Raw genomic sequence first — 24,944 nt, forward strand, 5'->3', positions numbered from 1 at the left:
AAATACAAGAAGATATAGTACAAGAACAAATAAGTCTGAAAGAATATATAGACCCGTTTACGGGTGAGCCAGTAAACAAGGGCAAAAAATAAACCCCTTTTAGGGGTAGCCTGGGAAAAAGCGCGGTCGGCATACTTTTCAAAGTGTCTTGAGACACGGTAAGCAACATGCCCTTATAGGGCTCATGCAAACCACCCGTTTTACGGGTGGTCCTGATTATAAAATTAATTATAATGTACAAAGCTGTATAACATCTTCGTATATAGGATGACTCAGAATATCTTTATCAAGCAATCCAAATTTACTTAAATCATCCATTATAGGTTGTGAAAATTCAATAGTATATATTGTAGCTCCATAAGAGTTTTTGTACGTAGAAACCTCAATGGATAAATTTTCAAATAGAAGATTTACATCTTCTGACTTCTCAAGTTCATCATCATAAGAAATTATATTTTTATATCCTTTCAATGTAATTAGATTATCTTCATTAAAAACCCATTTGAATAAGATAATAAGGAAGAAAATAAAAGAAACTATAATGAATAATCGTTTTCTGAGCATGAAAGATATAATTAAATGCATAAATCCGATACTTACTGGTTGGGTAAATTATTATAGAGTTGGATATTCAAGTAAAGTACTCTCTAATATACGAGATTATGTAGAAAAGTGCATACGCAGATTATTGGAAAAACGTACAAGAAAGGGCGAGGTTTCGGTTGGAAGAAATGAAGTAGTCACTTTATTTATGGAGTACTAGGGTTGTACTGGGACTATAAAATTAAGTATTTACAACCACTAGGAATAAAAATGAACTGATGAAAGTTGACCAACTAGAATAGGAAACATAAACTTTAACAAGAATTCTTTAGGTGAGCTGTGTGAGGGAAAACTTCATGCACGGTTCTTTGGGGGGAGAAGCTGGAAACAAGAACTTATTGCGCCAATCTTTTACCCGACATAACAATAGATTCAGAAAAAGCATTTTCCAGTCTTTTAAAAAGAGACTTACTTTGGATTTAAGTTACATGCATTAACTACAACAAAAGGATTTTTAACTGATGTTGTTGTAACACCAGCGGATATAGATGATAGGGAAGCTATATTTGATTTTCTTGAAGCGCGATAATAGTAATGATCAGTACCCCAAAGATATAAGGCAGTTAATATTTAAAGTCAGAAGAAGAATAGAAACTAGCTTCTCACAATTGTTCGGAGCAATTAAATATAAATAGGGTGAAAAGCAAGTCATACTGAGGGTTTATTACCAGAACTAAGATAAAAATTCTTTCTCATAATATATCATTTTTTATAAATAAACTTCTTGGGAATGATGAGAATATAGCAAAAATTAAATCTTTAATATTTGGACAACATATGCATAAATTTGAATTAAAGAGGATATTTTTTTGTTGAAATCAATTTACCATATCAAGTGAATTGATTTTAACTAGCATAATAGATTGAATATATAAATTCTTAATATTTTTTAAATATAAAAAAGCTACAAAAATTACTGAGATAATTCTTAATCTAGTAATTTTTGTAGCTTTTTAAATTTGATTTGCAGCATTTTATTTGTTTGAAATGTAAATTACACACTTTATAGAAACTTTTTATATAAATAAAGTCTATATTGTATAGTGATGTGCCCCATTTACAAAATCATATGTTTGAACTCTCTTAACATCCATATAAAAAATCTTAAATAGTTCATTATCAGATGATTTATATATTTCTTTAATAGCAGGATATTCATTCAAAGCTCTTTCCTTTAACTCTTTATCTTCAACGAATGTAACAGGACCATCAATAGATAAAACACTAGAATAGTCTTTTGCATGTGAACAAAAAGAAGCTTCCGGGATTTCTGTTAATTGATCATAAACTGGTTTATCATTACTTGTTCCAAAATAAACCTTGTTTCCATTAGCAAAAAGGAATTGAAATGCTCTAGTTGATACACCTGTATTATTCCTTGTTGCAAGTACTCCACAAAGATTTTCTTTTAAAATTTTAACATAGTTAATACTCATTTTCCTAAAACCTCCTATATAGTAATTAAATTGTAACTACATAGTATAAAAATATCTATTAAATGTAAATAACGCACTTAAAAGTAACATAGTAACCTAAAAGATACTTAATTACTAAAAAGTGCCTAATTTACAAAAATTGCGACAATATTATACAATTAATTTACATAAAGTTCTTAATTAGTTAATTATATACTTTATTTACATAATACATTAAATATAAAGGGGAGAATGAATAAGATGACTGATTTTAAATCTTGGAGAGATATTGAATTTGTAAAAGACAAAATTGAAAATCCTCATATTTATGTAGGTGAATATACCTATTATGCTGGATATTACAATTTTAGAACTTTTGAAGATACTTGTGTCAGATATTTAGATGATGAGGAAGATAACTGTGATAACTTAATAATTGGTAAATTCTGTTCTATAGCTTCTGGAGTAGTATTTAACTTAGGAGGCAATCAAAGACATAGAAAAGATTGGGTTACTACTTATCCACTGTATCAAATGTTTCCCGATGATTGTCCTGAAAATGGATTTGCTCCAATGGGTGATACAGTCGTAGGAAATGATGTTTGGATAGGAAGTGATGCCCTTATAATGCCAGGTGTAACTATAGGAGATGGGGCTATTATTGCAGCAAAATCTGTAGTTACTAAAAATGTAGAACCTTATTCTATTGTAGCAGGAGTACCAGCAAAACAAACTTCCAAAAGATTTTCAGATGAAATAATCAAAGCTCTTCTTGAAATAAAATGGTGGGATTTCCCTATTGAATATATAAAAAAATTAATGCCTTTTCTTGCTAGTAATAATATTGAACTAATGATTAATAAGTCAAATGAACTTTTAAGAGAATTAAAACAAATTAGTTAACCACAAATATTAGAGAGGATGATAAACATGAAGAAACTTTTTTCTAAAAGAAATAAAGCTGCAATGTTAAAAAGAGGTAAATTATTTATTGGATATATCACAGCTGGATATCCTCAGAAAGATTCCTTTATCCCAATTTTAAAAAAATGTGAAAATGAAGGAGTTGATATTTTTGAAGTAGGATATCCTTCATTAAATCCGTTTGCAGATGGAGAAATTATTCGTAATGCTCAAAAAAGTGTAGATTGTTCAATTAGAACTGATATAGAGTATTGGAAGCAATTACGCTCTGAAATTGATGGACCTATTTGGGTTATGGGTTATTCAGCTGATCTTATTGGTACAGGTAACTATTTAAAAATAGCTGAGGCTGGAGTTGCAGATGCTTTTGTTATTCCAGACATTAATATAGATGAAACAATTAAACTTGGTGAAGAATTATCTAAATACGAAATAGATATGGTTTACTTTGTAAAAAACGGAGAACCTGAACTTGAAAAGTACTTTGAGCATAGTTCTCTGATTTATTATCAGTTAATTAATGGACCAACAGGTTCAAAAACAACACAGTCAGATGATTTTTCAGTATTTTTAAATCAATCAAAACAGTATGATGATATATACGTTTTTGGAGGCTTTGGTATAAACAGTGGAGAACGAGCAGTTAAATTACTTAACTCAGGATTTGATGGTACAATAGTTGGAACTGCTATGATATCTCATTTAAATGAATCCGAAGAATCTCTTTTATCATTTATAAGCGATATACACTCTGCTATTACAGAGTCTTCACATGCCTAGTGAATTTCATTTAATACAAAATCTTAAGGACAAAATTTAAAAAGTTGAAAGGATATATTATATGTACTTAAATAAAAATGATAAATCAAATTCTATTAATATAACAAAACCAGTGGAAATTTGGATGGTACGTCATGGAGAAACTATATTTAATATAAAAGGGCTTGTACAAGGATGGTGTGATTCACCTTTAACTAAGAAGGGAGTTATTACAACCTCTTATTTAGGGAAGGGACTTAAAGAAAAAAATATTCAATTTGAAGCACTATACAGTAGTGACTTAACTCGTTGTTTAGATACATCTCAAATTCTACTTGATAATATGGGTATTTCATTAGAAATAAATTTAGATAAGCGCCTTCGTGAAATAAATACTGGTGATGGTGAGGGGGATCCTATAACTGAACAACTAAAAAAATATCCCCATTCATTTAATTTTAAAAAACATCCAGGAACACCAAATGGTGAAAATTGGGATGATGTATTTAATAGAGTAATTCCGGCTTTAAAAGATATAGGAGAGGCTCATAAATTATCAGGGGGTAAGATTCTTGTAGTTTCCCATACTATGACAATAGCTGCCGTTATGGGTTATTTAAATCCAGAGCAAGAAATTGCTTCTTCCGTTCCAAATAGTAGTGTTACTATTTTTGAATATGAAGATGGTAATCTCTTCTTAAAAAAAGAACCGGATACTTCTTATAGTGAAATTGGTATAAATATATCCGAATCTAAGTTGGCATAAAGCTATTATCTGTTTCATTAATTTATGAAAAACTAAACCTTCTGTGTTGATTTTTGAAAAACCATTAAAACACATTTAGGTTTAGTTTTTTAGTATTAAACTTTACTATATAGTTTATGTATCTTTTATATTGTTAACTGTTTCTATATAAAACTCTCCCCAATTTAATAATTCGTTTAAAATTGGATCTATAGAGTATCCTAACTCTGTTAAAGAATATTCAACCTTTGGTGGAACAACGGGATACACTTTTCTATTTATTAATCCACCTTTTTCCATGACCTTCAAATTTGAAGAAAGTACTTTTTGAGTTATAGTCTTTAATGATTTTTGTAATTCTCCAAATCTCTTTGTTCCATTTAAAAGTTCTCTTATAATTAAAAATCTCCATTTATCACCTAACAGTTCGAGAGTTACTTCCATAGGGCATTTATTCAAAATATAACCTCCTTTAAATTTTTATTATCTAGTATTATATATATTAAAATTTTATCTATAGCATCTCGTATGTTTTAACTATATTTTGGAACCCTAATTTTATTTAAATTTAATATTTTTGCAAATGGAAGTTTTTTAGTTTGATTATTTTATAACATTATTTATTTCAAATTATATAAAATTATACATATTATGTCAACTGATGTCTTGTTTTCTATAATTTTACTGAAAATATTATTATTTAGATTGAAAATATTTTTTAATTGATCCAAGAAATTTAGAATATGTAAAATAATGGTTAGAAAGTTATAAAAATGAATTATCAGAAAAAACAACTAACTTTGGAAAGAGCCATTCATATTGTATCGTTTGTACATTGAGCAAAAATACTGAATAGGATAGAGGAATCTATCCTATTATACTTTTATTGTTTTCTACGTGGAGAACCTGCATATCTTATTTAAAAAAACTCGGCTAAATCTTTATCGACTGCAACTAAATCACTTCTATCTAATTTTTTTAAGTGAATTCTTACCAATAGCTTGGACTGCAAGTTTCATTTCAGTAATACATGATTTTAAGAAAATAGAAAGATGTGAAGCTGATTCGTCTATTTCTAATTGATATAGGTGTGATTTTATTGTATATATCATCAATAACTACAAAAATAGTTGTTAATAAATCCGTTAAATTCTTAAGTTTTTTTAATTTATTTAAACTATTTATATATTCATTAATAGTTTGTTTATTGTTAGAGTTAGGTAGGAATTCTTTACTCTTGTATTTTTTATAAATAAATATTGAGCAGTTAAAAAAATCTGTTTATATTTTACTTAAGCCATAGAGTGTGGAATTTATGGTAAAATAAGGACATATTTTTTTCGATAAATAATAAAGAATACTAATATGTTTCAAAATTAAGGTTAATATCTAAAGATATCTGCATTGTGACTTATGGTGAAAAGGCGAAAATAAAGAACAAATAAATCAGAATAGTAATTTAGTTAGCTTTTAAATAAAGAGTACTTGAAGGGGATAAAAATATGAAAATAGAGTATATACATAGATTTGATTATAATGATGAACAAGATTTTGTTAAAATACAAAATGATTTAAAGAGGCAAATTGAATTAAAAAATAGAATCGAAGAAAATAAAATAAATATTTGCGCAGGGGTAGACTTAGCTTACTGGGAAAAAGACGGAGAAACATATGGAGCCTGTAGTATTATAGTTTTAAATTATAAGAACAAAGAGATTATAGAGAAAGTTTCTAGCCATGGAAAGATAAAAGTTCCCTATGTTGCAGGATTTTTAGCTTTTAGAGAAATTCCTTTAATAATAGAAGCTGTTGAAAAATTAAATTTAGAACCAGATGTATTCTTATTTGATGGTAATGGATATCTTCACTATAATCATATGGGTATAGCAACACATTCATCATTATTTTTAAATAAGCCTACCATAGGAATAGCTAAATCTTATTTAAAAATAAATGGAGTAGATTATATAATGCCTGAAAATGAAAAAGGATCTTATAAGGATATTTTAATAAATGAGGAAGTATACGGTAGAGTAGTAAGAACAAGAAAAGATGTAAAACCTATATTTATTTCTTGTGGAAATTACATCGATTTAGAAACATGTAATAAAATTGTAATGGAGCTGGTAAATAAAGATAGTAGACTGCCAATACCAGTTAGGCTAGCAGACTTAGAAACACATGTATTGAGAGAAACTTTAAAATAACCATATGATTAACACAAAAGTTATAAACAGGTTATAATGCTGACAAGAGGATTAATCTCAATTTAGATAGTAGTCTTTATAGTAAATTTGCCACCAATGTATAAAATACAATTTATTAAGTTAAGGTCAAAGCATACAGAGTTATTGAATATCGTATATATGAACGTATAAGTTAGATTATAAAACATTTTAAGATATATCTAAATATTATAAAATGTTAGATTTATATAAATGCTCTATATTGAAACTGTCGCACTTATTCGTAAAAAGAATTAGAAAATTGTATAGTGGTTAAGCACAAATGACGCTTATTAAAAACTAGTAGCTAACATTTTAATAGGCGCGCCATATACATTTAGTAGGTGAAAAATTAGATTCCAGAACGAAGTATAAGTTTGAAAATAAAGAGAATAAGAAGAGTTTTAAAACTTAAATAATATAGTGGGGAGTATTTTGATTACGAAAATTTAGGTTGAAAATTTAATATTCCACCAACGGGGGAGTTTGTTGGTGGAATAAGCTAAGGTTTTAATAAAAGAAATAAAATCTTTTATTAAGAGTCATTAAATTTAGTATAGACTTAATTTAAGTATTTACAAGCTTTATGAATTTCATACACTTAATATTAAAAAAAGTAATAATTTATTTTGTTTATATAAATTAACTTTTATGCCTGATACCATTATTAAAGATATAAAAAGCTTAAAAACTAAAATGAATGAGTTTTTATAAGAAATTATTTTGTATAAGTTTTTTATATAATGTTAATTTCTCGGGAAATATACGGATTGATGTTAGAGCTGTTTATTGTAATCCATAAAACGATAGTATTAAGTACTGTGTTCGAAAAGATTGAAGGTAGGTATATTGAATTATATATTATTTTTAGGGGGGATGAATTATGTGGAAAGAACTTTTTATAAATAATAAAAATGGTAGTACATTGTTCGTAGATCACTATTACTATAGTGATAATGCTCCTAATATTATTTATATTCAAACGCCAGTAACATCCGTAATAGAGTATAAAATGTGTTATGAACCATTAGCTAAGTATGGATATAATATTTTTGCATTAGATTTATCTGGCATAGGAAAAAGTGGAGGAAATATTAATGAATTTTCAATTAAAACAATGGAATTTGATATTGATGCTTGTATAGACTACATAAGAGACAACTTTTCAAATAGAATTCATATATATGGAGGATCAGGAACAGGAGGAGCATTAGCTCAATTCTACGTTTCACATAAGAATTGCATAGCAAGTTTTGCTCAATATGGTGTTGCAATACATAATGATTTATCACATATGGGTATAAGTGCTGGGTTAATAAAAATACTATATCCTTTTTTAAAATTAATTCAAAAAATTAGCCCAGATGCTTCTTTTAAACTCTCATTACCAAAGTATACTGGGAAAAACGCACAACTTGAAAACCAATACTATGAGAATTTTATGAAATCTCATCCAGATATTTTTAATATGAAAATTAGCTTATTGTTAAGTTATCTTAGAATGTTTCTTGAAAAAGATAGCTGTATTCAGAATTCAATCAAATGCCCTACTCTTGTTTTTGAGGCCTTACATGATAGATATTATCCGGCCAAATATTATAGAAATTATTATAATTCATTAACTTGTGAGAAAAAATTATATTCTATTGATGATGTACACAGTAGTTTTGTTTTTCATGCAGAAGAAGTATGCTCTGTTGTTGCCGATTGGTTTTCTCAACATACAGAGATTAATATATAAATTAATTAGAAAAACTAGTAGATTTTATTTTAAATAGCTATATTTATATTAGTGAAAAGTATAAAAATAACCTAGCGAAATTAAATTTCGCTAGGTTATTTTAGTGTGTAAATTATGTTTATATGGATGATATAATTAATTTTTACAAAAATTACAATTTAAGTAATTTAAAAAATCAATTTGATGAAAAAAAATTATTTTTGAATTATTTTAAAAATATTCCATATAAAGTAAGTGGCAAGTTAATTGAAAACATGCCTTTTGTACATAGTGTATATACAAAATAGTGAAATTATGAAATCGAAGAATAAATTAGCTTATTACAAGAGTAATTTTTAGATTAAAAGTGATTAAAAATTTATTATAAACTATTAGTGTAAAATATGGTAAATGCTCAAATTTTAAGGGGTTGAACGTATAAAAAAATTAACATTATATATAAAATTAATTTTATGAATATTAAGTATAGAAAAGTATAAAAAGAATATTTCGGACTATTCTGACAATGAAAAAAATATAGAAAAATGTGCAAAAGAGTCTATAAAAACAAAAATAATGATTAAATTTCTTGTAATGAATTGCAAACTGTGGTAAGATGTCAGTGTAGTCAGAATTTTAGAAGTATTCAATTGAATGAAAACGGAAAACGTTTACTGGCATTATAAATTTTTTTCTTCAAGTTGAATACATTCTTAATTTATGGCAAACATATTTTAATAAAGTCATAGGAGGAAATCAGAATGACAAATTTGTTAAATCAATGGAATCAAATGAGTTTAGTTAAGAGAATCATTATAGGATTAATCGTCGGAATTATTTTAGCTATTACAGCTCCAGAGGTAGCACAACCAATTTCTATTTTCGGATCATTATTCGTAGGTGCTTTAAAATCCGTTGCACCTATATTGGTATTTTTCTTAGTAATGGCTGCTATTTCTCAACATAAGAGTGGTCAAAAAACTAATATGAAATCAATCATCGTTCTTTATCTTTTTGGAACATTTGTAGCAGGACTTGTTGCTGTTGTAGCAAGTTTTATGTTCCCAGTAACGTTAACACTTGGAGCAGGTGTTGAGAATGTATCGCCTCCAGGAGGAGTTTCTGAGGTATTAAAAGCATTATTAATGAATATAGTTTCTAATCCAGTAACAGCACTTTCTAATGCTAATTACATTGGTATTTTAGCTTGGGCACTACTTCTTGGTCTTGCATTAAAAAATGCACCTGATACTACAAAAACAATGATTAGTAATTTTGCAGATGCTCTAGCTCAGGTAGTAAGATGGGTAATAAACTTTGCACCACTTGGTATTATGGGTCTAGTATTTGATGCAATTGCTACAAATGGTATTGGATCTTTAGGTAACTATGCACAGTTACTTGCTGTATTAGTTGGATGTATGTTCTTTATGGCACTTGTTGTAAATCCACTTATTACATTTGTTGCTATTCGTCAAAATCCATATCCATTAGTATTAAAATGTTTAAAAGACAGTGGTGTTACAGCATTCTTTACACGTAGTTCAGCTGCGAATATTCCAGTAAATATGAACTTGTGTGAAGAGTTAAATTTAGATAAGGATACTTACTCAGTATCAATTCCGCTTGGTGCTACTATAAATATGGCTGGTGCAGCGATTACAATATCTGTATTAACACTTGCAGCAGTTAATACTTTAGGTATTAAGGTAGATATGGGTACAGCATTAATCCTAAGCATACTTTCAGCTGTAAGTGCTTGTGGAGCTTCGGGAGTAGCTGGTGGTTCATTATTATTAATTCCTCTTGCATGTAGTTTATTTGGTATTCCAAATGATGTAGCAATGCAAGTGGTTGGTGTAGGTTTTGTTATAGGGGTTATTCAAGATTCTTGTGAAACTGCGCTTAACTCTTCAACAGATGCACTTTTCACTGCTGTTGCTGAATTTGCACAGTGGAGAAAAGCAGGAAAGGCAATAGTTATTCCTAAAAAATAATAATTTGGTTTTTAGATATATAAACAAGCCCTCTATTGTAGTTGCAAATACAATAGAGGGCTTGTTTTGTTGTGGATTTATATCAATAAGCATAAATTAAAACAGTAAAATAGTATATATATTATAGACGTTTTTAATATAACTAATATGGGTATATATATTATGATAATTTTGCACTTGGAGGGAGGTTTTCATATTTATTTTAATTGGGGAATTAAACAAATAATAAAATTAGCAGAATCAATAGCTAAAAATATAAATGAAGCTATATTAATTACAGATAAAGAAACCAAAATTATTTATGTGAATGATGCGTATTGTAGAATTACAGGATATAAAAAATCAGATGTTTTAGGAAAAAAAACATCACAATTTAAATCAGGAAAACATTCTAAAAAATTTTATACAAAAATGTGGGAGGATATTAATGCAAAAGGCACATGGAAGGGTGAAATTTGGGATATAAATAAAAGTGGCAAATTATATCCTAAGTATTTAACAATTAATAAAATATATCTAGACAAAGAGATTAATTACATAGGAATTTTTGAAGATCTTACAGAAAGAAAAAAATTTGAAGAAAATATAATGAAACTTAAAAATTATGATACATTGACTAATTTGCCAAATGAAAAATTATTTTATGAGATTTTAGATAAAAGAATCCATTCAAAATCCGAATTTTTTGTAGTTATATCTTTTACAATTGATAAATTCACATTTATTAATGAAAAGTTTGGTTTTGATGTTGGAGAAAAATTAATTTTAAAAATTTCTCATATAATAGAAATGTTTTTAAAAAATGAAGATATATTATCTAGAACAGGGAAAAATGAATATATGTTAATTTTGAACCATACGAAAAATAAAAAAGAAGTAATACAATTCTTAGATAATTTATTTATTGAAATAAAACAAAATATTATCATTGATGAACAAGAAATATATCTTGGATTAAAGGCAGGGATTGCAATTTATACAGAAGGTACCAAGAACATTGATATTTTAATAAAGGAATCAAACATAGCCAAAGAATATGCTGTAAATCAAGGTATAGATGATTACTTATTTATCGATAATAGAATTAAAGAAATGTATATTGATGAAATTGAACTTGAAAATTTACTTAGAATTGCTTTGGATAAAAATGAATTTTTCTTGACATATCAACCTAAAATCAATTTTAATACAGAAAAAATATTTGGCATTGAAGCTTTAATTAGATGGAAAAATAGTAAACTAGGATATATTTCACCTGAACGATTTATACATACTGCAGAAAAAACTGGTTTAATAATACAAATAGGAGAATGGGTTTTAAAAGAAGCTTGTAAGCAATTAAAAATTTGGCATGAAAAAGGTTTTTATAATTTAAGTATGGCTGTAAATATATCTCCACTTCAATTTAAGAATAGTGATATAGTCAATCTAATAAAAAATACTTTAAAGGAATATAATATAGATGGAAAGTATTTAGATATTGAAATCACAGAGAATTTATTAATAGATAGAATAGATGATATAAAAAGACAATTAGTAGAAATAAAAAAAATGGGAGTTACTATTTCTGTAGATGATTTTGGTACCGGGTTTTCGTCTTTAGCTCATTTGAAAAATCTACCTATAGATAAACTTAAAATAGATCGTATATTTATTAAAAACTATCCAGAAAAAGATAATGGAATGATGTCTAAAATAATTATTAATATGGCACATGATTTAGGATTCAAGGTTATTTCAGAAGGGGTAGAAACCAAGGAACAATTAGAATTCTTAAAGAAAAATGGAAGTGATGAAGTACAAGGCTATTATTATAGTCCTCCTATTTTAGAAAGTGAATTTGAAGAGTTTTACATAAAATATACGAATGATTTATAGAATTAAGGACTTAAATTATTTAAAATAAAATTTTCATTGAAAATAGTAAACTTTTTATATATATTAAACGTCTAATAGGTATAGAATTAAAATTTAGGAGGCGTTCAAATATGAAAATGAAAAAAATTGTTACTTTAGGATTAACTAGTTGTATATCAATTAACTTTAAATGAAACTATAATGAAAGAGGCTATGGCATATATAAATGAAGCTGAAAAAGAATCTAAACAATTTGCTGAAGACTGCAAGAAAAATGGTTGGGAAGTAAGACCGAATACAGTTATAGTAGAATTTGAATTAAAAGATAATTCGGCGACAAATAACTCAATAGTTTCTTTAGAAGTTATTAAGGAGTTTAACAATGGTGGAACTGGAAATCCAGATATAGATTTTTATAATATTTCAAATAAAGATAAGGCAGTTGAATTAACTCTTAAAGATTTAATTGGAGAAAAAGACAAAGAAATAATAAATAATCAAATAAAAAAGCAAATAGAACAAAATAAAGATAAGTATTTTAATGGAGAAGATGGAATCGAAGGATTTAAAAGTATTTCAGATAATCAAAAATTTTATTATGAAAATGGAAATATAGTAATAGTATTTGACAAATATGAAATAGCTCCTGGAGCTACAGGAATTCCTGAGTTCAAAATAGAGATTCCACAAGATTCTAATACAGGATTACATTTCGGACTTGTTATAAACAATGAAAGGATTAATATACAAAAATCTAATGTGTATCAAAAAGAAGATGGAAGTATTATGATACCATTAAGAGTTGTTTGTGAAAAACTAGGATATGAAGTTAAATGGATTGAAAAGAATAGATCAATAGAAATAAAAAAAGGGGCTCAATACACAAGTGTTAAACCGGGTGAAAATAAGTATTTCTTCTCAAAGATGGCTCCAATATCATTAGGTTCAGCTCCTGAAATCAAAGATTCTACAACGTATGTACCATTTAAATTTGTATCTGATATTTTAAGAGTTGATGCATCGATGGACGAAACTGGTATAATTACAATTAATAATAAATAAATACATTTATATATGATATACTATCACCATATATTAAGTTATAAATAAAGAGGTGATAGATATGAATGGAGAAAAGAGAGCTGATATAAAACCTGGTATAAAGGTAAGAGTTGTTCAAAAGCAAGACCAGCGTTCTGGTAAACTAACAGAAGGTGTGGTTCAAAGAATTCTTACAAAATCACCTACCCATCCTCATGGCATTAAAGTGATGCTTGAAAGTGGTATTGTAGGTAGGGTTAAAGAAATATTAAATTAATTAAGTGAGAATAATAAAGAGCATCTAGCTGAGAAGCTAGGTGCTTATTTAGTATATAGATAATATTGTCATATGATCCATACGTTAGAATGAATTGAATCTTAATATGAAGGAGTTAAAAATGGATAATAAAATTATTTTAATTCATGGGTATAATAAAAAATCTAAAGATATGAAGGTCTTAAAGAAAAACTTAGAAACAAAAGGATATGAGTGTATTTTAGTAGATTTACCCCTTACATTTAAAGAAATTGAACATTCTACTAATATATTAGAAAGTATTATTTGTGAAATTATAAAAGATATTGAAGAAGATGAAAAAATACATCTTGTTGGACATAGTACGGGTGGATTAATTATAAGACATTTATTAACTATTACTAAGTACTTAGATAAAATAGGAAAATGCGTTTTAATAGCAACACCAAATAATGGAAGCGAACTTGCTGATATTGCTGGTAGCACTATTAAAATTGCTACATATATTTTTAAAACTTTAAAATCTCTTCAAAGTGAAAATGTAAAAACTTTAAAACTCAAGGATAATCACGGGATTGAAGTTGGTGCAATAGCAGGTAATAAACAAAATTTATTTTTAGGTAGATTTTTAACTGGAGAAAATGATGGGAGAGTTACGATAAATTCTGTTAAGTTCGATGGTTTAAAGGATTTTGTCGATCTTCCTTATGGACATAAAGATATTCATTATCAATTCAAAACATCTGAATTAATCGATTCATTTTTTAGAAATGGTAAATTTAATAAATAAAAAAACTATATAATAAGGATTAGTAATATAGAAATTTTTTATAACAGGAATATACAATTTGGTTATATAATAAGCATGACGTTACTTTAAATGAAGTGAGTTGTACATAATATCGAGTTAGAAAGATAACTATTAAAGGGGGACAGGACTATGAAAAAGAAAATTTCAGCATTGTTATTAATGATGATCCTTGCTGTATCTGTAGTAGGATGTGGATCAAATGAGGTAAAAGAAAATACAGGAGAAGAAAAGACTTATCAGTACTATACAGCAGAACAGGTTAAAGAAGCAATTGAAAATGGTGAGGATATAACACTTGTAGATATACAGGTTGAAGAAGAGTGGAATGCACATCATATAAAAGGAGCTATATCTACAAAGGCTTATCCAGTTAAAACTGATGAAGAAAGAGCTAAAGTTGATACTGTAATACCTAAGCTTGAAGGAGACAATCCAATAATAGTAGTATGTCCAGGAGGTAAAGGTGGAGCTCAAAGAACTATAGACCATCTTATCGAAAAAGGTATAAAGCCTGAAAGACTTTTCATACTTGAAAATGGGCAAGGTGGATGGCCTTATGATGAACTTTTAGAAAAATAGATGTTTTATTGAAAAATTTACTAACATTATTAACAAACCCACGATTTTTAAATCGTGGGTTTTAATATACTTGTATTTAGATATTTAACAGTTCTTTAGCATAAGAACTAACTCTGTTAGAAGAATCATCTACGAAATCTTTAATGAATTCTTTAGATGATGAAGAACTAGATGCTATTTCTAAGGCTCTCAGTCTATAATCTATATCCATATCCTTTATATATTTTGATGGATTATATGAATTTAAATATTCATTAAATGTATCATGATCATTACATTTAACTAGGAAATACGCTATATACTTATGATCTACGTTATTATCTATAAGAATTTTAAGGTAATCTATAGCTTCTACATTATTATGATTATAAGCGTATAAAACACCATCTTGATTAAACATGAACAAGTATTTTAAAGCTCTATTTTGTCTGGTTTCATCTAAGTTCCATAATCTATCAACAAATGATGACATACCGTCTAAATCTTTTAGTATGTCTACTGTGTATTCTATTTCATCTAGATCTATTTCGCCCTCTATATATTTAATTAAATCATCTGATATATTTTTGACTTTATTTTCATCTAAATTATTGCGATTTATATGAAATTCTCTTACAAATTCATTTATACTCATATAGAATAGTCTGGCATGAGCATGTTCAGATACATCACTATCTTTTTCTGAAATTTCTTCATAGAATCTAATTTGATTATAAATTGGGATAAGACTTAAAGCACTGTCTATATCTCTTCTAGTGTGAACATTTAATATATTAAACCCACTAGGCTGCTCATCATCTATATATTCTTGAACTAGATTATCACGAAAATCAGAATCATTATTTAAGATTTCCCATGCTAAAATTCTACTTTTATCTTTACTAACTTTTTTGATATCTTGATCAAAATCATACCATACAGTAGAATCTAATGATTTTTGGTTGTAATATATATAATAAAAATAAGAAGTTTGATTTATAACCTTAATAGGTGCCAGTTCAAGTAAAAGCTTATATAATCTTTTAAACTTATTAGAAGATGGGAGGTTAAATTTAATTCCTCCTAGATATAAAGCTATTAATATTGAGCTTACACCATCATCATAGTCAGAAAATAAGTCGTAATGAATTTGAGGATCGTCTTCATCAATTTCATTACTAAGCTTAGATTTTAAAATATCAAGAGCCTCATCAAGCTCAACGGGTTCAAACTTAGGATTTAATAAAGCTTTTTCTTCATCTGTTAAGGCTTCTTTTCCCATCATCATTTTCATCATTAATTCTCTTGGAGGCATTGGTTTGCCTTGTATATATTTTTTAATCTTATCTATTTCATCTTCTTTAAACTTACCATTTAGATTTATTATTTCTAAAACATGAGTTATTAAATGATTCTCTACAATATTTATTAAAAACTTAGATAAATCATCCATTAATCTATTTTTATAATCGTTATATAGTATGTTCATATATAAAACAAGTACTTTAGAAGTTATAGGATGTTTTTTAAGTAAAGATAAAGCATAATCTCTATCTTTATATATTAATGTAGTCAATCTTTCTAATTGAAGACCAAATATAGGTCCATAATTATTAAGCTCCTTTATTAATCTAACTAAAGAATTGTTACAATCGTATTTTTCTATAAAATCAGATGCACTCATAATCTTTGAGCTAATTATTAAACTAAACAAATCGTGAGAAAAGGTATTTTTGCCCAGAAGTCTATAAAAAATATCTAAAGCGCAAATAACAGCTTGTCTACCTGTTGTGTCATTCCCATTTATAGTAACTATCATATTATTATTTTCAAAGGCTTGATCTATATCATAGTAGTGATCTATAAAGCCTTCAAATATATCCTGGAATCTATCTTCAAATGTATCCATTTCACCTATAAACCATTCAAATTTTTTATACATAAGTAGATTCTTTTCTTTTGAAAGCTTTATTATATCTACAGGTTTTATTTCGTCTAATATAGAATCATCTTCTCCATATAGTATGTAATTTAGCATTTCTTCGCCATTATCAAAGCCGTTTAAGAAGAAGTCTTCCCAAATAGATTCTTCTTCATCATGGTCATAATCATCATAAGGATCTTTATATTCATCTACTAGAGGCATACCTATATACTCTTCTATTTCCTTATGCAGCTTATAGGCTTCATTATCATATGTATCATCTATAAATACTTTTTCTAAGTCTACTGCATCCCAATAATCTTCTCCATTTTCACTGCTAGAACGAAGAATTGATGTATAGAATTCATCTATAGGTCTAGGTGTATAATCATGTTTTGAGTACTGAATATATGGTTGTTCTTTAAATCGTTCTTTCATTAGAGTTTTAAACTTTTCGTACTTACCTGGATTTTCTCTAAAGTATTCTTCAAGATTAAAAGAATTTTGTTGGCAGCTATGCCATCCTATTGAAAGCATATACATTCTTGCTTCAGAATTATCACAATAGCAAAATGCCTTTAATAAATCATCTGTAAAACCATTTTCTAGATAAAAATATTCTAGATAAGATAATACATATGAAGCATGTTCTGTATCCCAGTATGGTATTATATATGAACCCATTAAATATATATATTCTGGATATTTTAAACCTAGTATATATACAGCATCTGCACCGAATACAGCGCAATCATCAGACCACAGCTTCCATGTATCGTTGTGTCTTCTTGAGTAATTTACTATTTCTTTTATAGTATCTACAACATCTTGTTTAAGGTTAGGGAGCTTTAAACAGTGAGAAATAAATATAGCCTCAGCGCTAGTTGAATGAAAATCTATTTCGCCTTTGTAGTAAGATTCTGAAATACTTATAATATTTTTTATTAAGTCAACATCACCATCTGATAAAGATAATGGATAGTCTTCTCCATCTTTAACTTGTACAAAGTCAATATCAAAGCAATCGCCTTCATATACTAAGTCTTGTTGAAGTAGAGCTTGATATTGCTTTAGAGCATCTCTAAGAGAATCTTCATTATTTAACCTAAATCTTATTCTTTGATTTTTATCGAATTGTCCCATAATATCCTCCCTTAAATATCTATTTGTATGATTTGTTTTAGTATGCATTCTTCTTTATAATATAGCTTAAATTCCCATAGACCACTTTGAAGTTCTTCTTCATTTTCTATTTTATATACAAACTGGTTTGTTTTTGTGCAGTATGATATATCATTCCAAGTTTCATCTATAATTTTTTTATTTGATTTTACTAAAGAGACATTACATTTTATATTTATATCATTTTTAAACCAAAGTGGATTTAGATTATATGAGATACCAAAGTATGTACCAAGATTTGTTTTTAAATATTTCTTTTGAGGTTTTAAAGATATATTTATATTTTCATTAAAATCTTTGTTTTTCTCATATATTCCATAGTTTAAAACTTCTGTTTTGGATATTTTTTGTTTTGATTTAATTTTATCTCTCCACATAGAGTCCACATAATGTGGAATATATCCATTTAAAGAGTTAAAATAATTACTTGCAACTTCTACAATAGAGCTTATTATTTCTTCTTTAGTCAAAAACTTAAAAAACTTAATTTTAAATAGTTCTTCAAATTCTCCTATGGTTTGTCTTAATACATTTTTATTAAATCTCTTAGGATCTTCTTTAAAAAATAAATCTATAGTTATTTTATTTAAAAATTTAAATTCTTCTTGTTTAGAAGTGAAATATTCGTTATATGGATTTTTAAAGAATACTTGTCTATGTAATATTTCTGATTCATCTTCGCTTAAAAGAAGAAATTCAAAATACCCTAGTTTAAAATCGAAAAATTCATTTGGATTTAAAATCATATTGTATGTTCCTTTATTAAGGTAATTACACTCCAATAGATCAGTTTGAACTGCACTATTTATAGTCTCCTTTATTAATGGAGGATGATATAAAAGACCTTTTACTTTTCCAGACTCTATAGAAAATCTTATTCCGAAGGGTTCATCTATTGATTTAAATGGTTTAGATGTAGCTCTTAATGAGGAATCTGTGAAGTTAAAAATGTTAATATTTTTGATTTTAGATTTAACTTTATCTTCTATTAAAAATTTTTCTTTAATTATAGGGCGTCCTTTTAATAATATTGTTACTGTATATACTCCAGGTGCATGTGGGCATAATTTGAACTGATTAATTTGTCCGTCTATACACTTGGCTTTAAACTTTGATACTTTCTGTAAATCTTTATTTTCAGGATGATCTACTTTAATAGTAACCTCTGTAGTTTTAGTTAAAGTAAGTATATATTTAAATTTAATTACTTCTCTACTAGATTCTTTTTCAATTACATTTCCCTTAGTATGACTTTCAGTTTCTTTTATTTTTTTTATATTTATATCTTTTAAGACGTCATTTATATCTTTGATAGAGTAGTTTATCTTGGCAGTTTTAAAGTATTGCTCCACTTTATCAGCAGATAAACCCTGCTTATGCTTTCTTGCTATTATATTTTTTAAAAGTTTTATTTTGCTTGGTAGATTTAAAAAATATTTTAAATCTAGTTCAGCTAAGCTTTCTTTTACATTTTCATTGTCACAATAAACGAAAACGTCAAGTGTATCATCTGTCCATTTATTAGATTTTATAAACTTAGTGATAATAGGAGTTAAATCTTTCAGTGATCCTTGCGATAAGTTTGGATTAATAGCTTTACCTAGAAAATATGAGTAGAAAGGATATGAACTAGATACAGCATAAATTATATCTAAACCAAGAGTAACACTATTTTTGTCAGTTAATTTTCTTAAAAACTTACTTAATTCAAATGCTATATCACTTACCTCTTCTTCCATATCAAATTCAATAAGCTTTAGTATAAATATTAAATCACTTTGAATATCTGAAAATATCTCTGAAATATTATAATATAATGATTTATATTTTAATAGATCTGATGTTAGCACGCCATCATTTATATCTTCTATTACAATTTTTTGAGGATTATTTAAATAATAATCACTTTTTATAATTTTAATCCATTTATTAATAGCTTTTGAAAATGATTTATGTTGAGTTAAGTCAACTGTGATTTTCATATAGGAACCTCCTTAATTAGATCAAATGCGACAAAAATTGGAATTTAAATAATATTATATATTAATGATTTAGGTTGTGCAATTTTGTTAGGCAAAGTTAAGTTTACGTTATTAATAAATGTTCAAAATTAATATAAGAATTTTGTGTTATAATCAAATCATAAAATTTTAAGGAGGTATATTATGGATTTGGGATTAAAAGTTTGGTTAAAAAATGATAAGAATAAATTCTTTGGAAGTGGTCCTAAAAATCTTCTTTTAAAGATTGAAGAATCTGGATCTCTTAGAAAAGGAGCTGCTAAGCTTAATATGTCTTATAGTAAAGCTTGGAATATGGTATCAAATATAGAAAAAAATTTAGATTTTAAAGTTTTGGATAAAACTATAGGGGGAGTAGAAGGTGGAGGAAGTTCATTAACAGATGAGGCGAAAGAATTTATAAAAAAATATCATGAGTTTGAAAGAGAAGTAGAAGAAAGCATAAAAAAAATTTATAAAAAACACTTTTAAATTGTAAAATATTTGATTTTTTTTACAACCGTGATACTATCACAAATATAACTAAAATATTAAATTAAAACCTAAAATATACAATACAAAATAAATATTTATGATTTAAGAGGGGAGAAAATAATGAAACGTAATAAGTTAATTATTTTGGTAATGATAAACCTGTTTTATTTTACGGTACAACAATTGCTGCAACGGCTCGTTTTAAAGATTTAAATAGATTTTGTCCGTGTAGCAAATAAAGATTAAAGATGTATACTTCTAAGTAGATATTTTATTTTAATTAATAAATAAACAAAATAATTGTAAAAAAATTCTAAATATTATATAATAAAGAAAATACTATTGTAAAGGAGGATTAAAGATGAAGATTATGGCTTATAGTAGTTCAGTTTCAAAAAATGGAGTATCTCTTTTTTACGGGAGAAGTGCGTCCGTTTTTAGAAAACTACGATTATAAGACCGTAATTTTTTAATCCTTATTATATACGCACACTCCTAATTATCGAGGTTTAATAATACAATATTAGGAGTGATTTTTTATGCAAAAAAATATTAAATTAAGCTATGTATACAACTTTTTCTTTAGTTTTAATATAACATCAGCTATTTGGGTATTATACTTAAGCTTTAGGGGAATTAATTTGGTACAGATAGGTTTGCTAGAATCTATATTTCATTTAACTAGCTTTTTATGTGAGATTCCAACTGGTGCTATTGCAGATATATATGGAAGAAAAACAAGTATTATAATAAGTAGAATTTTTAGTTTTATATCTACAGTTCTTATGATTTGTTCAGATAGTTTTACTGGATATGCCTTTAGCTTTGTATTTTCAGCTTTATCATATAACTTACATTCTGGAGCAGCAGAATCTATAATATATGACAGCATGAAGATTTTGAATAAAGAGGATCAATATAAAAAGACGTACGGGTCAATATCCTTTTACATGGAAATTGCAAGAGGATTGGCCATATTACTTGGAGGAATACTTTCTGATTTTAGATTTGTATATGCATATATTTTGGCGCTGTTTATAGATATACTTGCATTAAGTAGTTCAACTCTTTATGTTGAGCCTAATATAGAGCATAAAGAGCATAATGAAAATGTATTTATACATCAATTAAAAGAAAGCTTTAAAATATTAAACGAAAGAAAAATAGCTTTATATTTAATTTTATTTTCTTCTTTTATATCTACAATAGATACAACAGTGTATTTCTATTGTCAGAAGCATTTTGAGAATATTAGTATGACTAGAACTTCGATAGCTATTATCTATGGTATAACTAATGTAGTAGGTGCTATAAGTTCTAAGTATGCTTATATTATAGAGGAAAGATTAAATAAGAAAACTATTATTATAACGCTTTGTATTTTAAATATTTTTATACTAATAGGATTTTCAGTATTTAGAGGATACTTTAGCATTATAATCTTTTTATTATCTTGTATGATAAGTGGATTTACGATACCTATTTTTAGCGATTATATAAATTCTTTAATTCCATCACAGTATAGAGCAACTATACTATCATTTGACTCTGTATGTTTCAGTATGTTTATGCTAGTATTATTCCCGATTGTCGGTTTGATGGCTCAAAGCTTTGGGATAACAAGGGCATTTGGAATAATAGGGGTATTACTTATACCTATAGCGGGGTTTATAATTTATAAGATGCGAGATTAAAAGTTATTAATATTATAGCAACGGAATTTTACTGAATTTCGTTGCTATAATATTGACATAAAAATTTAAATATGATATATAAGAAATAGGAGTTATCACTCGAACACTTAGAGTGCTAACAAAATGATTATATACATAAGAGGTTGAAAGGAGAGATCAATTTGGAAACAAAACAATTTAAAGCAGAATCTAAGAGATTGCTAGATCTTATGATCAACTCAATTTATACTCACAGGGAGATTTTTTTAAGAGAGCTTATCTCGAATTCAAGTGATGCTATAGATAAAATATACTACAAGGCATTAACTGATGATACTATAACATTTAATAAAGACGATTATTATATAAACATAGGTATTGATAAGGATAATAGATTAATTAAAATATCAGATACTGGTATTGGAATGAATGAAGATGAACTTGAGAACAATCTAGGAATTATAGCTAAAAGTGGATCTTTACAATTCAAAAAAGATAATGAAATAAAAGATGGACATGATATAATAGGTCAATTTGGAGTAGGTTTTTATTCAGCATTTTTAGTAGCTGATAGTGTAACTGTTGTAAGTAAATCATTTGGATCTGATACTGCTTATAAGTGGGAGTCCAAAGGAGTAGAAGGTTATACTATTGAAGAATGCAGTAAAGACAGTGTAGGAACAGAAATTACACTTAAGATAAAAGAAAGTACAGAAGATGAAGATTTTGATAAGTACTTAGAAGAATATACAATAAAAAATATAATTAAGAAATACTCTGATTTTATAAGATACCCAATCAAGATGGATGTAACTACTAAAAAGCCTAAAGAAGGAACTGAAGGTGAATACGAAGATGTTGTGCAAGAAGAAACTATAAACAGCATGGTTCCTATATGGAGAAAGAATAAGAATGAGTTAACTGATGAAGATTACGAGAACTTCTATGCAGAAAAGCATTATGGATTTGATAAACCGCTAAAGCATGTTCACCTTAGTGTTGATGGTATGATAAGATACAATGCTATATTATATATTCCAGAAAAAACTCCATTCGATTTTTATACTAAAGAGTATGAAAAAGGCTTAGAGCTTTATTCAAGCGGAGTTATGATTATGGAAAAATGCTCTGATTTACTTCCGGATTATTTTGGATTCGTAAAAGGTATAGTAGATTCAGAAGATTTATCTTTAAATATATCAAGAGAAATTTTACAACATGATAGACAGTTAAAGTCTATTGCTAAGAATATAAAGAATAAGATAAAGAATGAGTTAAAGAACTTATTAAAGAATGAAAGAGAAAATTATGAGAAATTCTATGAGTCATTTGGAAGACACTTAAAGTATGGAGTATACAGTGATTTCGGAGCTAATAAAGAAGTGCTTCAAGATTTACTTATGTTCTATTCATCAAAAGAGAAGAAATTGGTTACTTTAGATGAGTATGTATCTAGAATGCCTGAGGATCAAAAGTATATATATTATGCTGCTGGAGAATCTATTGATAGAATAGATAAACTACCACAAACTGATCTTATAAAGGATAAGGGATATGAGATACTTTACTTTACAGATGATATAGATGAATTTGCTATAAGAGTTCTTATGAACTATAAAGAAAAAGAGTTTAAGTCTGTGTCTAGCAACGATTTAGGAATAGAAGCAGATGATAGTGAAACTTCAGTTGATGAAAATGAAAACAAAGATTTATTTACATTTATGAAAGAATCTTTATCTGATAAGGTTAAGACTGTTAAAGCATCTAAGAGACTCAAGAAACATCCTGTATGCTTATCAAATGATGGAGATTTAAGTATAGAGATGGAAAAAATTCTAAATGCTATGCCTGAGAGTCACGGAGTAAAAGCTGATAAGGTATTAGAAATAAATATAAATCATGATATATTCGAATCTTTAAAAGATGCTTATGAAAACGATAAAGATAAGTTCAAGCTATATACAGAATTACTTTACAATCAAGCTCTTCTTATAGAAGGACTTCCTATAGAAGATCCTGTAGAGTTTACTAATAATATGTGTAAGATAATGAAATAGAAAATGGCGCCTTTAATAGGCGTCATTTTTTAATGTATAATTAAAACTATATATATCAGATACTATAAAAATAGGAGGTGCGGACATTGATTAAATTTAAAAATATAAATTTGAGATTTGATAACAAGGTTATATTTGAAAATTTCAATATGAATATAATGGATGGAGAAAAAATACTTTTAAAATCGCCTTCAGGTAAAGGTAAATCTACACTACTTAAAGTACTTTTGGGATTTCATAAGATTGATTCAGGAGAAATATCATTTGATTCTAAGAAATTAGAAAAGAACAATCTAGTGTATTTTAGAACAAATATAGCTTATTTGAGTCAGGATGTTGAATTAAGAAATCAAAATATTTGGGACTTAATCGTTGAAATTTTCTCTTATAAATATAATAAACATATAAAAATTACTAAAGATAAGTTTTTAGATATTGCAAATTATTTTGACCTTCCAAAAGATATTATAAAAAAGGAAGTAAGAGAGCTCTCAGGTGGAGAAAGACAAAGGTTGGGGCTTGTTATATGTATATTATTAGATAGAAAGGTATGGCTTTTAGATGAAGTTACTTCTGGACTGGATAATGATATGAAGCAAAGAGTAGTAGATTATGTTTTAAATCAAGATAAAACGGTTTTAATAGTTTCTCATGATAATATTTGGAGTGAAAATTATATCGTTAGAATAGAGGAGTGGTAAA

Annotated in this window: 21 protein-coding genes and 2 pseudogenes; 18 read left to right on the forward strand and 5 right to left on the reverse strand. The window is 27.1% G+C overall.

What is annotated here, in order from left to right; all coding sequences use genetic code 11:
* Window positions 1-92, forward strand: a pseudogene (locus Tmeso_RS12685) (IS200/IS605 family transposase); the annotation flags it as partial.
* Between the two features lie 136 nt (window positions 93-228).
* Here the strand turns inward: Tmeso_RS12685 and Tmeso_RS12690 are convergent.
* Window positions 229-471, reverse strand: a complete 243-nt coding sequence (locus Tmeso_RS12690; protein ID WP_099191772.1) for a hypothetical protein — start codon at window positions 469-471, stop codon at window positions 229-231.
* A 31-nt stretch (window positions 472-502) separates the two neighbouring features.
* Between Tmeso_RS12690 and Tmeso_RS12695 the strand changes: the two genes are divergently transcribed.
* Both Tmeso_RS12695 and Tmeso_RS17200 read left to right on the forward strand, forming a co-directional pair.
* Window positions 503-763: a group II intron maturase-specific domain-containing protein gene (locus Tmeso_RS12695; protein WP_187296346.1), complete on the forward strand. Its 261-nt coding sequence runs from the start codon at window positions 503-505 to the stop codon at window positions 761-763.
* 240 nt (window positions 764-1,003) lie between these two features.
* Window positions 1,004-1,419: pseudogene (locus Tmeso_RS17200) on the forward strand (hypothetical protein); the annotation flags it as partial.
* Between the two features lie 215 nt (window positions 1,420-1,634).
* Here the strand turns inward: Tmeso_RS17200 and Tmeso_RS12700 are convergent.
* Window positions 1,635-2,039, reverse strand: coding sequence for a pyridoxamine 5'-phosphate oxidase family protein (locus Tmeso_RS12700; protein WP_099191776.1), 405 nt, complete (start codon window positions 2,037-2,039; stop codon window positions 1,635-1,637).
* A gap of 240 nt (window positions 2,040-2,279) precedes the next feature.
* Here Tmeso_RS12700 and Tmeso_RS12705 point away from each other — a divergent pair, with 240 nt between their 5' ends.
* The 3 genes from Tmeso_RS12705 (at window position 2,280) to Tmeso_RS12715 (ending at window position 4,467) form a co-directional block, all read left to right on the forward strand.
* On the forward strand, window positions 2,280-2,921 hold the full coding sequence (locus Tmeso_RS12705; RefSeq protein ID WP_099191778.1) for a CatB-related O-acetyltransferase: 642 nt from the start codon (window positions 2,280-2,282) through the stop codon (window positions 2,919-2,921).
* Between the two features lie 27 nt (window positions 2,922-2,948).
* Window positions 2,949-3,722 carry a tryptophan synthase subunit alpha gene (gene trpA, locus Tmeso_RS12710; RefSeq protein WP_187296348.1) on the forward strand — a complete coding sequence of 258 codons (774 nt, stop codon included), beginning with the start codon at window positions 2,949-2,951 and terminating at the stop codon, window positions 3,720-3,722.
* A 61-nt stretch (window positions 3,723-3,783) separates the two neighbouring features.
* A complete protein-coding gene (locus Tmeso_RS12715; RefSeq protein ID WP_099191782.1) occupies window positions 3,784-4,467 on the forward strand; it encodes a histidine phosphatase family protein in 684 nt (227 codons plus the stop codon).
* A 114-nt stretch (window positions 4,468-4,581) separates the two neighbouring features.
* On the opposite strand, the gene Tmeso_RS12720 is transcribed toward Tmeso_RS12715, so the two are convergent.
* Complete coding sequence (locus Tmeso_RS12720) at window positions 4,582-4,905, reverse strand: winged helix-turn-helix transcriptional regulator (protein ID WP_330400355.1); 324 nt, start codon at window positions 4,903-4,905, stop codon at window positions 4,582-4,584.
* Between the two features lie 1,043 nt (window positions 4,906-5,948).
* Here Tmeso_RS12720 and Tmeso_RS12730 point away from each other — a divergent pair.
* The 8 genes from Tmeso_RS12730 to Tmeso_RS12765 all read left to right on the forward strand — a co-directional run bounded on the left by Tmeso_RS12730 (window position 5,949) and on the right by Tmeso_RS12765 (window position 14,932).
* Complete coding sequence (locus Tmeso_RS12730; RefSeq protein ID WP_099191784.1) at window positions 5,949-6,653, forward strand: endonuclease V; 705 nt, start codon at window positions 5,949-5,951, stop codon at window positions 6,651-6,653.
* Window positions 6,654-7,554: 901 nt separating this feature from the next.
* A complete protein-coding gene (locus tag Tmeso_RS12735; protein WP_099191786.1) occupies window positions 7,555-8,412 on the forward strand; it encodes an alpha/beta fold hydrolase in 858 nt (285 codons plus the stop codon).
* Window positions 8,413-9,152: 740 nt separating this feature from the next.
* A complete protein-coding gene (gene sstT, locus Tmeso_RS12740; RefSeq protein WP_099191788.1) occupies window positions 9,153-10,388 on the forward strand; it encodes a serine/threonine transporter SstT in 1,236 nt (411 codons plus the stop codon).
* 177 nt (window positions 10,389-10,565) lie between these two features.
* Window positions 10,566-12,266, forward strand: a complete 1,701-nt coding sequence (locus tag Tmeso_RS12745; RefSeq protein ID WP_187296349.1) for a sensor domain-containing protein — start codon at window positions 10,566-10,568, stop codon at window positions 12,264-12,266.
* Between the two features lie 192 nt (window positions 12,267-12,458).
* Window positions 12,459-13,307 (forward strand): stalk domain-containing protein, encoded by an 849-nt coding sequence (locus Tmeso_RS12750; protein ID WP_187296350.1) that lies wholly within the window; start codon window positions 12,459-12,461, stop codon window positions 13,305-13,307.
* A 61-nt stretch (window positions 13,308-13,368) separates the two neighbouring features.
* On the forward strand, window positions 13,369-13,563 hold the full coding sequence (locus Tmeso_RS12755; RefSeq protein WP_099191794.1) for a YwbE family protein: 195 nt from the start codon (window positions 13,369-13,371) through the stop codon (window positions 13,561-13,563).
* 121 nt (window positions 13,564-13,684) lie between these two features.
* A complete protein-coding gene (locus Tmeso_RS12760) occupies window positions 13,685-14,332 on the forward strand; it encodes an alpha/beta fold hydrolase (RefSeq protein ID WP_099191796.1) in 648 nt (215 codons plus the stop codon).
* 150 nt (window positions 14,333-14,482) lie between these two features.
* Window positions 14,483-14,932, forward strand: coding sequence for a rhodanese-like domain-containing protein (locus tag Tmeso_RS12765; RefSeq protein WP_099191798.1), 450 nt, complete (start codon window positions 14,483-14,485; stop codon window positions 14,930-14,932).
* Window positions 14,933-15,008: 76 nt separating this feature from the next.
* Here the strand turns inward: Tmeso_RS12765 and Tmeso_RS12770 are convergent, their stop codons facing one another.
* Window positions 15,009-17,978, reverse strand: coding sequence for a hypothetical protein (locus Tmeso_RS12770; RefSeq protein WP_145993163.1), 2,970 nt, complete (start codon window positions 17,976-17,978; stop codon window positions 15,009-15,011).
* An 11-nt stretch (window positions 17,979-17,989) separates the two neighbouring features.
* Window positions 17,990-19,999, reverse strand: a complete 2,010-nt coding sequence (locus Tmeso_RS12775; RefSeq protein WP_099191802.1) for a DUF3859 domain-containing protein — start codon at window positions 19,997-19,999, stop codon at window positions 17,990-17,992.
* Between the two features lie 183 nt (window positions 20,000-20,182).
* On the opposite strand from Tmeso_RS12775, the gene Tmeso_RS12780 reads away from it, so the two are divergent.
* From Tmeso_RS12780 to Tmeso_RS12795, 4 genes are all read left to right on the forward strand, one after another.
* Window positions 20,183-20,509 (forward strand): winged helix-turn-helix domain-containing protein, encoded by a 327-nt coding sequence (locus Tmeso_RS12780; protein ID WP_099191804.1) that lies wholly within the window; start codon window positions 20,183-20,185, stop codon window positions 20,507-20,509.
* 542 nt (window positions 20,510-21,051) lie between these two features.
* The gene (locus Tmeso_RS12785) at window positions 21,052-22,206 is read left to right on the forward strand and encodes an MFS transporter (protein ID WP_099191806.1); all 1,155 of its coding nucleotides are present in this window, start codon (window positions 21,052-21,054) and stop codon (window positions 22,204-22,206) included.
* Between the two features lie 161 nt (window positions 22,207-22,367).
* Complete coding sequence (gene htpG, locus Tmeso_RS12790) at window positions 22,368-24,242, forward strand: molecular chaperone HtpG (protein WP_099191808.1); 1,875 nt, start codon at window positions 22,368-22,370, stop codon at window positions 24,240-24,242.
* An 86-nt stretch (window positions 24,243-24,328) separates the two neighbouring features.
* Window positions 24,329-24,943 carry an ABC transporter ATP-binding protein gene (locus Tmeso_RS12795; protein WP_099191810.1) on the forward strand — a complete coding sequence of 205 codons (615 nt, stop codon included), beginning with the start codon at window positions 24,329-24,331 and terminating at the stop codon, window positions 24,941-24,943.
* Window position 24,944 lies beyond the last annotated feature (1 nt).

The organism is Tepidibacter mesophilus (assembly GCF_002724055.1).
Taxonomy (GTDB): Bacteria; Bacillota; Clostridia; order Peptostreptococcales; family Peptostreptococcaceae; genus Tepidibacter_A; species Tepidibacter_A mesophilus.